Annotated in this window: 3 protein-coding genes, 4 tRNA genes and 4 rRNA genes; 10 read left to right on the forward strand and 1 reads right to left on the reverse strand. The window is 56.1% G+C overall.

The features are described 5' to 3' along the window. The first annotated feature begins 258 nt into the window (after window positions 1–258). From DIR46_RS15085 to DIR46_RS15115, 7 genes are all read left to right on the forward strand, one after another. Window positions 259–1,793: ribosomal RNA gene (locus tag DIR46_RS15085) — 16S ribosomal RNA — on the forward strand. An 80-nt stretch (window positions 1,794–1,873) separates the two neighbouring features. Then, a tRNA-Ile gene (locus DIR46_RS15090) sits at window positions 1,874–1,950 on the forward strand. 8 nt (window positions 1,951–1,958) lie between these two features. Continuing rightward, window positions 1,959–2,034: transfer RNA gene (locus DIR46_RS15095), tRNA-Ala, on the forward strand. Between the two features lie 241 nt (window positions 2,035–2,275). Then, window positions 2,276–5,147: ribosomal RNA gene (locus DIR46_RS15100) — 23S ribosomal RNA — on the forward strand. Between the two features lie 116 nt (window positions 5,148–5,263). Beyond that, window positions 5,264–5,376: ribosomal RNA gene (rrf, locus tag DIR46_RS15105) — 5S ribosomal RNA — on the forward strand. The 16S, 23S and 5S rRNA genes sit together here with 2 tRNA genes alongside, the layout of an rRNA operon. A 221-nt stretch (window positions 5,377–5,597) precedes the next feature. After that, window positions 5,598–8,723: a DUF2339 domain-containing protein gene (locus DIR46_RS15110; RefSeq protein WP_162819523.1), complete on the forward strand. Its 3,126-nt coding sequence runs from the start codon at window positions 5,598–5,600 to the stop codon at window positions 8,721–8,723. A 77-nt stretch (window positions 8,724–8,800) separates the two neighbouring features. Continuing rightward, window positions 8,801–10,237 carry a DUF3999 family protein gene (locus DIR46_RS15115; protein WP_109345961.1) on the forward strand — a complete coding sequence of 479 codons (1,437 nt, stop codon included), beginning with the start codon at window positions 8,801–8,803 and terminating at the stop codon, window positions 10,235–10,237. 65 nt (window positions 10,238–10,302) lie between these two features. Here DIR46_RS15115 and DIR46_RS15120 read toward each other — a convergent pair whose 3' ends face one another. Next, window positions 10,303–10,713, reverse strand: a complete 411-nt coding sequence (locus tag DIR46_RS15120) for a DUF2061 domain-containing protein (protein WP_109345962.1) — start codon at window positions 10,711–10,713, stop codon at window positions 10,303–10,305. Between the two features lie 521 nt (window positions 10,714–11,234). On the opposite strand from DIR46_RS15120, the gene DIR46_RS15125 reads away from it, so the two are divergent. The 3 genes from DIR46_RS15125 to DIR46_RS15135 all read left to right on the forward strand — a co-directional run bounded on the left by DIR46_RS15125 (window position 11,235) and on the right by DIR46_RS15135 (window position 13,024). After that, window positions 11,235–12,769: ribosomal RNA gene (locus DIR46_RS15125) — 16S ribosomal RNA — on the forward strand. 81 nt (window positions 12,770–12,850) lie between these two features. Then, window positions 12,851–12,927: transfer RNA gene (locus DIR46_RS15130), tRNA-Ile, on the forward strand. Between the two features lie 21 nt (window positions 12,928–12,948). Further along, window positions 12,949–13,024: transfer RNA gene (locus DIR46_RS15135), tRNA-Ala, on the forward strand. Window positions 13,025–13,186 lie beyond the last annotated feature (162 nt).

A 13,186-nucleotide genomic window follows, 5' to 3' on the forward strand; every position in this document is an offset into this window, starting at 1 on the left:
CTCTGCTGCTGACGAACAAAACGATTCGAAGCGACAGCAGATGAAGCAGTAACCGAATTCTGATCTTTAAAAATTAACAGTCGATAAGTGTGGGCGTTTGATGAAGGTGCCAAGAACTTCGGTTCTTGATTACTTAAATTATCAAATGTTCACAAAAAGTATTAACGTTGCTTCAGCAATGAAGTGACGGTCAGTATTTTGAGTGAGCGACCTCGCTAGCAATAGCGAGTGACTCGAAAGAGTCAACAAACAGAGATTGAACTGAAGAGTTTGATCCTGGCTCAGATTGAACGCTGGCGGCATGCTTTACACATGCAAGTCGAACGGTAACAGGGAGCTTGCTCCGCTGACGAGTGGCGAACGGGTGAGTAATATATCGGAACGTACCCAGAAGTGGGGGATAACGTAGCGAAAGTTACGCTAATACCGCATACGATCCACGGATGAAAGTAGGGGACCTTCGGGCCTTATGCTTTTGGAGCGGCCGATATCTGATTAGCTAGTTGGTGAGGTAAAGGCTCACCAAGGCGACGATCAGTAGCTGGTCTGAGAGGACGACCAGCCACACTGGAACTGAGACACGGTCCAGACTCCTACGGGAGGCAGCAGTGGGGAATTTTGGACAATGGGCGCAAGCCTGATCCAGCAATGCCGCGTGAGTGAAGAAGGCCTTCGGGTTGTAAAGCTCTTTTGTCAGGGAAGAAACGGTAGAGGCTAATATCCTTTGCTAATGACGGTACCTGAAGAATAAGCACCGGCTAACTACGTGCCAGCAGCCGCGGTAATACGTAGGGTGCAAGCGTTAATCGGAATTACTGGGCGTAAAGCGTGCGCAGGCGGTTTTGTAAGTCTGACGTGAAATCCCCGGGCTCAACCTGGGAATTGCGTTGGAGACTGCAAGGCTAGAATCTGGCAGAGGGGGGTAGAATTCCACGTGTAGCAGTGAAATGCGTAGAGATGTGGAGGAACACCGATGGCGAAGGCAGCCCCCTGGGTCAAGATTGACGCTCATGCACGAAAGCGTGGGGAGCAAACAGGATTAGATACCCTGGTAGTCCACGCCCTAAACGATGTCTACTAGTTGTCGGGTTTTAATTAACTTGGTAACGCAGCTAACGCGTGAAGTAGACCGCCTGGGGAGTACGGTCGCAAGATTAAAACTCAAAGGAATTGACGGGGACCCGCACAAGCGGTGGATGATGTGGATTAATTCGATGCAACGCGAAAAACCTTACCTACCCTTGACATGTACGGAATGCCGGAGAGATTTGGCAGTGCTCGAAAGAGAACCGTAACACAGGTGCTGCATGGCTGTCGTCAGCTCGTGTCGTGAGATGTTGGGTTAAGTCCCGCAACGAGCGCAACCCTTGTCATTAGTTGCTACATTCAGTTGAGCACTCTAATGAGACTGCCGGTGACAAACCGGAGGAAGGTGGGGATGACGTCAAGTCCTCATGGCCCTTATGGGTAGGGCTTCACACGTCATACAATGGTACATACAGAGGGCCGCCAACCCGCGAGGGGGAGCTAATCCCAGAAAGTGTATCGTAGTCCGGATCGTAGTCTGCAACTCGACTACGTGAAGTTGGAATCGCTAGTAATCGCGGATCAGCATGCCGCGGTGAATACGTTCCCGGGTCTTGTACACACCGCCCGTCACACCATGGGAGCGGGTTTTACCAGAAGTAGGTAGCTTAACCGCAAGGAGGGCGCTTACCACGGTAGGATTCGTGACTGGGGTGAAGTCGTAACAAGGTAGCCGTATCGGAAGGTGCGGCTGGATCACCTCCTTTCTAGAGTAGCACCGGCGGCGAAAGCTGCATCATCAAGCGTCCACGCTTATCGACTGTTGAATGTAAAGAACAGTTTTATCGGGGCTGTAGCTCAGCTGGTTAGAGCACCGTGTTGATAACGCGGGGGTCGTTGGTTCGAGTCCAACCAGCCCTACCACGTTTCTCGGGGGATTAGCTCAGCTGGGAGAGCACCTGCTTTGCAAGCAGGGGGTCGTCGGTTCGATCCCGTCATCCTCCACCAAAAAAGTTCAAACGTAAGTCGTCAGTAAATGACTGATGAGATTTAGGTTTGGTCTTTTCGAGATCACTGTTTTTTCGTTCTTTAACAATCTGGAAGAAGTAAAGTTTTTTTAAGCGTGTAAGCGAATCAGAAATGATGAGCGAGCACACTTAGGGTAGTAGTAATTTGTATCAAGCAAACATAGTTGTACTCTTGAATCCTGTGACGATCTCTGTAACTCATGCAGAGGCCAACGTTATAGGGACAAGTGAATAAGTGCACATGGTGGATGCCTTGGCGATTACAGGCGATGAAGGACGTAGTAGCTTGCGATAAGCTGCGGGGAGCTAGCAAACGAGCTTTGATCCGCAGATTTCCGAATGGGGAAACCCGGCCTTTTAGGTCATTGCATGCTGAATACATAGGCATGCAAAGCGAACGCGGCGAACTGAAACATCTAAGTAGCTGCAGGAAAAGAAATCAACCGAGATTCCCAAAGTAGTGGCGAGCGAAATGGGATGAGCCTGTATGTGATAGTCGGACTGATAGTGGAAGCCTCTGGAAAGTGGCGCCATAGTGGGTGATAGCCCGTACACGAAATCAGACCGGTGGTACTAAGCATACGACAAGTAGGGCGGGACACGAGAAATCCTGTCTGAACATGGGGGACCATCCTCCAAGGCTAAATACTCGTAATCGACCGATAGTGAACCAGTACCGTGAGGGAAAGGCGAAAAGAACCCCGGGAGGGGAGTGAAATAGATCCTGAAACCGTGTGCATACAAACAGTCGGAGCCTCTTCGTGGGGTGACGGCGTACCTTTTGTATAATGGGTCAGCGACTTACATTCAGTGGCGAGGTTAACCGGATAGGGGAGCCGTAGAGAAATCGAGTCCGAACAGGGCGACAGTCGCTGGGTGTAGACCCGAAACCAAGTGATCTACCCATGGCCAGGATGAAGGTGCGGTAACACGCCCTGGAGGTCCGAACCCACTAATGTTGAAAAATTAGGGGATGAGCTGTGGGTAGGGGTGAAAGGCTAAACAAACTTGGAAATAGCTGGTTCTCTCCGAAAACTATTTAGGTAGTGCCTCAAGTATCACCATCGGGGGTAGAGCACTGTTATGGCTAGGGGGTCATTGCGACTTACCAAACCATTGCAAACTCCGAATACCGATGAGTGCGAGCTTGGGAGACAGACATCGGGTGCTAACGTCCGGTGTCAAGAGGGAAACAACCCAGACCGCCAGCTAAGGTCCCAAAGATTGGCTAAGTGGAAAACGAAGTGGGAAGGCTAAAACAGTCAGGATGTTGGCTTAGAAGCAGCCACCATTTAAAGAAAGCGTAATAGCTCACTGATCGAGTCGTCCTGCGCGGAAGATGTAACGGGGCTAAGCCAGTCACCGAAGCTGCGGATATCCGTAAGGATATGGTAGGAGAGCGTTCTGTAAGCCTGCGAAGGTGTCTTGTAAAGGATGCTGGAGGTATCAGAAGTGCGAATGCTGACATGAGTAGCGATAATGCGGGTGAAAAGCCCGCACGCCGTAAGCCCAAGGTTTCCTGTTCAACGTTCATCGGAGCAGGGTGAGTCGGCCCCTAAGGCGAGGCAGAGATGCGTAGCTGATGGGAAGCAGGTTAATATTCCTGCACCGTCGTATGATGCGATGGGGGGACGGATCGCGGAAGGTTGTCTGACTGTTGGAATAGTCAGTTTTTGACTCATAGAAGGTGCTTAGGCAAATCCGGGCACGTAATTCAAGGGGTCGAGACGAGTTGCCATGTGCGACGAAGCAATCGGAAGTGGTTCCAAGAAAAGCCTCTAAGCTTCAGTCATACGAGACCGTACCGCAAACCGACACAGGTGGGCGAGATGAGTATTCTAAGGCGCTTGAGAGAACTCGGGAGAAGGAACTCGGCAAATTGGTACCGTAACTTCGGGATAAGGTACGCCCTAGTAGCTTGATTGGTTTACTCCATGAGGGCCAAAGGGTTGCAATAAAATGGTGGCTGCGACTGTTTAATAAAAACACAGCACTCTGCAAACACGAAAGTGGACGTATAGGGTGTGACGCCTGCCCGGTGCTGGAAGATTAAATGATGGGGTGCAAGCTCTTGATTGAAGTCCCAGTAAACGGCGGCCGTAACTATAACGGTCCTAAGGTAGCGAAATTCCTTGTCGGGTAAGTTCCGACCTGCACGAATGGCGTAACGATGGCCACACTGTCTCCTCCCGAGACTCAGCGAAGTTGAAATGTTTGTGATGATGCAATCTACCCGCGGCTAGACGGAAAGACCCCATGAACCTTTACTGTAGCTTTGCATTGGACTTTGAATCAATCTGTGTAGGATAGGTGGGAGGCTTTGAAGCGGGGACGCCAGTTCTCGTGGAGCCATCCTTGAAATACCACCCTGGTTCATTTGAGGTTCTAACCTTGGTCCGTTATCCGGATCGGGGACAGTGCATGGTAGGCAGTTTGACTGGGGCGGTCTCCTCCTAAAGTGTAACGGAGGAGTTCGAAGGTACGCTAGGTACGGTCGGACATCGTGCTAATAGTGCAATGGCATAAGCGTGCTTAACTGCGAGACCGACAAGTCGAGCAGGTACGAAAGTAGGACATAGTGATCCGGTGGTTCTGTATGGAAGGGCCATCGCTCAACGGATAAAAGGTACTCTGGGGATAACAGGCTGATTCCTCCCAAGAGTTCATATCGACGGGGGAGTTTGGCACCTCGATGTCGGCTCATCACATCCTGGGGCTGTAGCCGGTCCCAAGGGTATGGCTGTTCGCCATTTAAAGTGGTACGTGAGCTGGGTTTAAAACGTCGTGAGACAGTTTGGTCCCTATCTGCCGTGGGCGTTGGAAATTTGAAGGGGGCTGCTCCTAGTACGAGAGGACCGGAGTGGACGAACCTCTGGTGTACCGGTTGTCACGCCAGTGGCATTGCCGGGTAGCTAAGTTCGGAAGAGATAACCGCTGAAAGCATCTAAGCGGGAAACTTGCCTTGAGATGAGATTTCCCGGAGCCTTGAGCTCCTTGAAGGGTCGTTCGAGACCAGGACGTTGATAGGCTGGGTGTGGAAGTGCAGTAATGCATTAAGCTAACCAGTACTAATTGCCCGTACGGCTTGTCCCTATAACCTTGGTAGTCCAAGGTCGAGTACAACTGCTCGATACAAAGCTACAACCCAACAATACTTCTTCCAGATTCAGAGCAGACGCGAACTGTCGCGACTGCTCGTACAAGTCATGCCTGATGACCATAGCAAGTCGGTCCCACCCCTTCCCATCCCGAACAGGACCGTGAAACGACTTTGCGCCGATGATAGTGCTGCAACCAGTGTGAAAGTAGGTTATCGTCAGGCTAGTTATATGAAAAACCCCACCGAGTGATCTCGGTGGGGTTTTTTGCGTTTCGGCCCAAGTTCTTACCACCCCGGTTACTTGACGGGGCGCAACGAAAAGCAGAATACGCTTCTTAAGTTGTTTCTTGCTTCTAATATTCCTTTACAGCGAGGACAACTACCTCGCCGCGCTGTACTTTATCTATCCCCAATACACCATCTCATCTCACCTTGAGGCGACCATGCAAGAGCTCGGCTTCGTGGTATTGGCAGTGCTGGGTTATCCGTTTTTCGTCGCGTGGCTTATGGGACTGCGCAAGGCGAGCAGGATCGATGAGCTGGAAGAGAGGATGGAGGCCTTGAACCAGCAGGTACATCGTCTCACGACGCCACCGTCGCCCAGCACAACTGCGTGGCGTCCTGCCGACGCGGATACGGCAGCGGCGCCGCTACCTGATCTCACCAGGGCTCCTCCGGCCGCACCAGCAGCCGACGACGGCATCGCACACTCGCCCCCAAAAATGGCGGCCACCACGCAGGCGCAGGCGAGGCCTGCCAACCCCAGGGCGGCGTCGACGGTCCATGTAGAGCCAGTCCGGGAGCCCATCTTGAAGGCGCCGCCACGCTGGTTCATCGGCGCCAAGACCTGGCTCCTCACCGGCAACCTGGTTGCCAAGCTCGGCCTCGTGATCCTCTTCATCGGCATCGGCTTCCTGCTCAAATACGCCGCCGCGACCCTCATTATCCCGATCGAACTGCGTCTGGCCGCCGTGGTCCTGGCCGATTTTGGATTGCTGGCCTGGGGGTGGCGCCTGCGCCTGACGCGCAGGGAGCTCGCACTGCCCATTCAGGGAACCGCAATTGCGGTCCTGATGCTGGTGATCTTCAGCGCCTATCGGCTCTATGCGCTGGTGCCTTCTGGCCTGGCTTTTGCGCTGCTGGTGTTTCTTACGTTTTTCACCTGTCTGCTGGCGGTCCTGCAGGAGGCGCCCTGGCTCGCGGCATTTGGCATCTCGGGCGGATTTGCCTCTCCCGTACTGCTGGCGAACGGGGAAGCCGGCAGCCATATCGGACTCTTTACGTACTACGCGCTGCTCAACGCTGGCGTGTTTGCCCTGGCCGTCATGCGCTCATGGCATCCGCTCAATCTGCTGGGATTCGTCTTCACCTTCATCGTTGGCGCCTCCTGGGGCGGGCTGCGCTACACGCCCGACCATTACTGGTCGGCCCAAGCCTTCCTGATCCTGTTTTTCCTGTGCTACGTCGCGATCCCTCTTTCGTTCGCGACCCGGGGGAGAACGCGCATGAAGGACTACGTCGATATCATCCTGGTCCTGGGCACGCCGCTGCTCGCATTTGGATTCCAGATCGGCCTGGTCAAGGACAGCGAATTCGGTCTTGCCTTTACCGCGCTCGGTTTGGGTGGGTTCTATCTGGCGCTCGGCATTGCGTTGTGGCGCAGCGGGCAAGAGCGCTTGCGCTTGATGGTCGAGACCTTCGCGGTGGTTGGCGTCGTCTTCGGCACGCTCGCCGTCCCATTTTCGCTCGATGCACGGTGGACCTCGGCCGCCTGGGCCGTTGAAGGCGTCGGATTCGTCTGGCTCGGCCTGCGCAACCAGCGCCGGCTTGCATGGATCTTCGGACTGTTTCTCCAGGTCAGCGCCTGGGGGAGCTTCATTGCCGCTGCATCGAAGCTCGATGTAGACACCGCGGCCGCAGCCAATCTGTGGCTGGGACTCCTGCTGCTGGGTTGCAGCGCGTTTCTGGTCGCAGCCAACCTGCGCAAGCATGCCAGCAACGACGACTGCCTGCCGGAGCTTGCCAGCGTTGGACTGTTACTCGCCGCCCTTGCCCTGCTCGGCGCCTGCTGGAGCGAAGCAGTGTTCCGCGCGGATGGCAGTGTCCTGGCGAACTGGATGGTAGTCGGCGCCCTATTCACGGCCGTGCTGTTGTATGCGATTGGCGTCAGCATGACGTGGCCGATGGCACACGGGCTCGCCCTGACCACCCAGGTCGTGGGCGCTGGCGCGGTGGGCATCATCTGCGCGCCGGGCTGGTCGTTCACCTCCATGCTCGAGACGAGCGGCGAGCAGCCGCTGTTGGGCGTCGTCATGCTGGCCGTCGCGGCATTCTCGACCAGTCGCATGTTGCAGCGCCCCAACCTCGCACAGGGCGACGCCGATTGCGCTGCAAGCGGAATTGCTTCGGTACTTCTGTTGTGGGCGGGCATCTGGTGGTTCGGCCCAGTCATCAATATCGCCGCGGGCAGGCTGGCCGACTATCTGCCGGCGGGTCTCGGTAGCCAGTATGCGCGCTGGACCTGCGTGTACGCAGCGGCGGTCGTGATCACGGCGGTGGCGGGCATGCGGCTTGGCCCGCGCCTGTCCTGGCCACAACTGCGCTGGTTCGCGATTGCCTGCTGGGGCATGCTGGCCCTGGTCACGGCGGCTTGCTTGCACACACTGTATGCCAGCCACACGCTGCCGGAGGCGGCGGATTGGCTTGCCTGGACCATCCTTTGGGCCGGCGGCGAGTATGCGATCCTGCGCTGGAGCGAGGGCGGTTCGGAGATAAGCCGGATGCCGCTCAAGATATTGCATGCCCTGCGCACCGCTGGGCCGTGGCTGGCGCTCTGGCCGGCCGGCGCCATCCTGATCGATCGTTGGCTTGCCGGTCCAGGCGAACCGCTCCCAGCGGCGCAAACCGACTGGGCAGCCGATCCCGCCTGGAGCAATTATTTGCCGAGTTGGGCAATGATGCTTGCCCTTGTATTCCTGTTGCGCCGCAGTCAGTCGGACAGGTGGCCGAGCGCGCCGCTGGGGGATTGGTATCGCACCGTCGTCATCCCCGGCGGCACCGTGTTGATGGCGATGCTGGCGGTGTTCTGGAATGTGAGGCATGACGGAGCGATGTTGCCGTTGCCCTATGTGCCGTTACTGAACCCGCTCGACCTGACCACCGGTTTCGTGTTGATGCTATGGGCGAACGCTTTGCACCAGCTCACCAGTCGTTCCTCGCCGCATCGCGCGCTGGTGGATCGGTTGAAGATCGGCGGCGCGATCGCGGCCTATATCTGGTTCAACCTCATCCTGTTGCGTAGCGCGGCGTACTACGGCGGCATGGACTACCGTATCGACGCACTCGCCGCATCGCAATTGGTGCAAGCAATGCTGTCCCTGGTCTGGAGCGCGAGCGCACTGGTGCTCATGCGTTTCTCCGCACGCATGGCCCTGCGGCGCGCCTGGTGGAGCGGGGCGCTCGCGCTCGGGATCGTGGTGGCGAAGCTGTTCCTGGTCGATGTGGCAAACGGGTCAGCATCGGGCGCGTCGTCTCCTTCGTCGGTGTCGGACTGTTGTTGCTGTTGGTAGGCTACCTTGCCCCTTATCCGAAAACAGCGCAGGCCGAGCGGTCAGCCGTTTCCGCTTGAGCTGAACAGGAGACAACCATGTATGCGTTTTTCAAACGGCGCACGGTCGTTGTCGTTCTGGCGGCCCTGCCTGTTTCGGTCGCCATTGCCAGTCCGGGAGACGGGCCGGCCAGCTATTCGCACATCCTCCCGCTCGGTGTCGACGCCAATCAGGCCGTCGTGCAGCTGCGGGTGCCGCGTGAAGTCTATCTGCATGCGCGTTCGCCGGACTTGGACGACGTGCGCGTGTTCGACGCCGACGGCGCATCGCTGCCGTTCGCATTGGTCGACCTGGCTGCGCCGCCGGTGTTGAGCCGGCAACGCATCCCGGTGGCCGTCTTCCCGGTGCATGGCCCCGTACGCGACGCCGGGCGTGTGCACGACAGCCTGCAGATCCGAACAGGAACCGATGGCGCCGTCATTTCGGTGACGGCGCCCACGCGCGCGGCCGGCGATGAGCTGGTGAGCTTGATCCTGGATTTGCGACCGGCCGCGAGCGCGCAGGTGGACGGGGATGCGCCGGTGGACGCGCTTGCATTGACTTTGCCGCCGGGAGCGGGAAGCTACAGCGCGTGGGTCGCGCTCGATGTCAGCGACGACCTGCAAAACTGGGATGAACTAGCCGAGGCGGCGCTGAGCTGGCTGGTCAACGACCAGGGAGCAAGCGTGCGCAAAGACCGCATCGGATTCAGGCCGCGGTCGTTCCGCTATGCCCGCATCCGTTGGCTGGAGGGCAAGCCGATCGCCTTCTCCGCGATTCATGCCGAGTACGTGGTCCAGCGGCAGGCCGCCCGGCATCTCGACACCATCGTTCTGCAAGCTTCGCCGGGCCTCGAGGGCCGGGACCTGGTCTATACGGCGCCCATCGCGATTCCTGCACGCTCGCTCGGGCTGGCGTTCACCGGACAGAACGTCGTGATGCCGGTGCTGGTCGGGCAATACGAAACTCTCCGCAGACGCGAGGCGGGAGGGCGAAGCACGGTGCGATTGCAGTCGCTGGTGAACACGACGTTCTACCAGATGGTCCAGGATGGGCGGCGTCGGGCTTCGGGAGACGTCGAGATTCCCGTGACGCATGCCTCCGAGTGGATCGTGCGGCCGCAGGCCGATGTGTCCGAGCGCCCGGCCCTGCGCCTGGGCTGGACACCCGCGAGCATGGTGTTCGTCGCTGGTGGCAGGCCACCTTACACGCTGGCGTTCGGCCGCACGGGCGTACGCCCGGCCCGAGTCGGACTGCATCAGGTCGCGCCGGGGTTCAGTGTGGGCGAGCTGGCCGGGCTGGTGGCGGCCAGGCCTGGAAATCTGGTGCAGCAGCGGTCACCTGGCCAGGCTATGGACGCTGTCGCCAGCAGTTCATCCGGAAACAAGCGGGGCTGGTTGTGGGCATTGCTGGTTGGTGGAGTCGTGGCGCTGGGTGCGATGGCCTGGCATCTTTTCCGCCAGCTCAAGAGCGGCGCGCAGCGGCCGGTCGCCTGAATCGCTGCACATGTAAAAAGGCCCGCCGGTTGGTAACTGGCGGGCTTGGCGACTGGATGATCGGTTCAGGCGGCGTACATTCCACTATTGATGCGCAGTTCGAGCTTGTCCCAGAACCGGTCGTGGATTGGAAGCAGCAGCACATTGCAGACCGGCTCGAGGACGGCGGCCAGGCCCCCGAAGGCGATCGAGCCGGTGGCGCAGTAGATGACTGCGAACGCAACACCCATGTGCATCAGCGTCTGGCTGACCTTCTCCCCAGCGATCTTCATGTAACGGTCACGTTCCGACGTTGCCCCGGCGCGGACGGCGGCCCATGCTCTTTCATGGAAGGGGAGCAGGAGGACGTTGATCACTGGTTCGATGATGATGGCCAGGCCGCTGAACACGATCGAGCCCGTCATCGCGTAGGCGATCGTGAAGGCGATCGCCATGTGGGTGATGACCTGGCTGGTTTTCTTGGCTGCGATGACCATGGCGTTACCTCTTCACTTCGGTTCCTGACTGTAGAGCCAAATGATAATGATTCTCGGTTATAGTTAAAAGCAAATAATATTGAATATATCGATAGTTATCAGCTATCAATGGCGATGCAACATGGGTAACGCAAGACTTGCGGGATGTGTCATCGGTTTGTTATAGTCTCGTTCTCCCGACGCAGACGCATCCTTTCAGGTAGCGAAAAGCGGAAGGAAAAAGAGGGTTGACGAGATTTAAAAAACGCTTCATACTCTCTCTTCTCTGCTGCTGACGAACAAAACGATTCGAAGCGACAGCAGATGAAGCAGTAACCGAATTCTGATCTTTAAAAATTAACAGTCGATAAGTGTGGGCGTTTGATGAAGGTGCCAAGAACTTCGGTTCTTGATTACTTAAATTATCAAATGTTCACAAAAAGTATTAACGTTGCTTCAGCAATGAAGTGACGGTCAGTATTTTGAGTGAGCGACCTCGCTAGCAATAGCGAGTGACTCGAAAGAGTCAACAAACAGAGATTGAACTGAAGAGTTTGATCCTGGCTCAGATTGAACGCTGGCGGCATGCTTTACACATGCAAGTCGAACGGTAACAGGGAGCTTGCTCCGCTGACGAGTGGCGAACGGGTGAGTAATATATCGGAACGTACCCAGAAGTGGGGGATAACGTAGCGAAAGTTACGCTAATACCGCATACGATCCACGGATGAAAGTAGGGGACCTTCGGGCCTTATGCTTTTGGAGCGGCCGATATCTGATTAGCTAGTTGGTAGGGTAAAGGCCTACCAAGGCGACGATCAGTAGCTGGTCTGAGAGGACGACCAGCCACACTGGAACTGAGACACGGTCCAGACTCCTACGGGAGGCAGCAGTGGGGAATTTTGGACAATGGGCGCAAGCCTGATCCAGCAATGCCGCGTGAGTGAAGAAGGCCTTCGGGTTGTAAAGCTCTTTTGTCAGGGAAGAAACGGTAGAGGCTAATATCCTTTGCTAATGACGGTACCTGAAGAATAAGCACCGGCTAACTACGTGCCAGCAGCCGCGGTAATACGTAGGGTGCAAGCGTTAATCGGAATTACTGGGCGTAAAGCGTGCGCAGGCGGTTTTGTAAGTCTGACGTGAAATCCCCGGGCTCAACCTGGGAATTGCGTTGGAGACTGCAAGGCTAGAATCTGGCAGAGGGGGGTAGAATTCCACGTGTAGCAGTGAAATGCGTAGAGATGTGGAGGAACACCGATGGCGAAGGCAGCCCCCTGGGTCAAGATTGACGCTCATGCACGAAAGCGTGGGGAGCAAACAGGATTAGATACCCTGGTAGTCCACGCCCTAAACGATGTCTACTAGTTGTCGGGTTTTAATTAACTTGGTAACGCAGCTAACGCGTGAAGTAGACCGCCTGGGGAGTACGGTCGCAAGATTAAAACTCAAAGGAATTGACGGGGACCCGCACAAGCGGTGGATGATGTGGATTAATTCGATGCAACGCGAAAAACCTTACCTACCCTTGACATGTACGGAATGCCGAAGAGATTTGGCAGTGCTCGAAAGAGAACCGTAACACAGGTGCTGCATGGCTGTCGTCAGCTCGTGTCGTGAGATGTTGGGTTAAGTCCCGCAACGAGCGCAACCCTTGTCATTAGTTGCTACATTCAGTTGAGCACTCTAATGAGACTGCCGGTGACAAACCGGAGGAAGGTGGGGATGACGTCAAGTCCTCATGGCCCTTATGGGTAGGGCTTCACACGTCATACAATGGTACATACAGAGGGCCGCCAACCCGCGAGGGGGAGCTAATCCCAGAAAGTGTATCGTAGTCCGGATCGTAGTCTGCAACTCGACTACGTGAAGTTGGAATCGCTAGTAATCGCGGATCAGCATGCCGCGGTGAATACGTTCCCGGGTCTTGTACACACCGCCCGTCACACCATGGGAGCGGGTTTTACCAGAAGTAGGTAGCTTAACCGCAAGGAGGGCGCTTACCACGGTAGGATTCGTGACTGGGGTGAAGTCGTAACAAGGTAGCCGTATCGGAAGGTGCGGCTGGATCACCTCCTTTCTAGAGTAGCACCGGCAGCGAAAGCTGCATCATCAAGCGTCCACGCTTATCGACTGTTGAATAGTAAAGAACAGTTTTATCGGGGCTGTAGCTCAGCTGGTTAGAGCACCGTGTTGATAACGCGGGGGTCGTTGGTTCGAGTCCAACCAGCCCTACCAAGTTTCAGCATGACCTCAAATGGGGGATTAGCTCAGCTGGGAGAGCACCTGCTTTGCAAGCAGGGGGTCGTCGGTTCGATCCCGTCATCCTCCACCAAAAGCTCAAACGTAAGCCACAAGCGGTTTAGGTTTGGTCTTTTCGAGATCACTGTTTTTTCGTTCTTTAACAATCTGGAAGAAGTAAAGTTTTTTTAAGCGTGTGCGAAAGCACACACTTAGGGTAGTAGTAATTTGTATCAAGCAAACATAGTTGTACTCT

The organism is Massilia oculi (genome assembly GCF_003143515.1).
Classification (GTDB): Bacteria; Pseudomonadota; Gammaproteobacteria; order Burkholderiales; family Burkholderiaceae_D; genus Telluria; species Telluria oculi.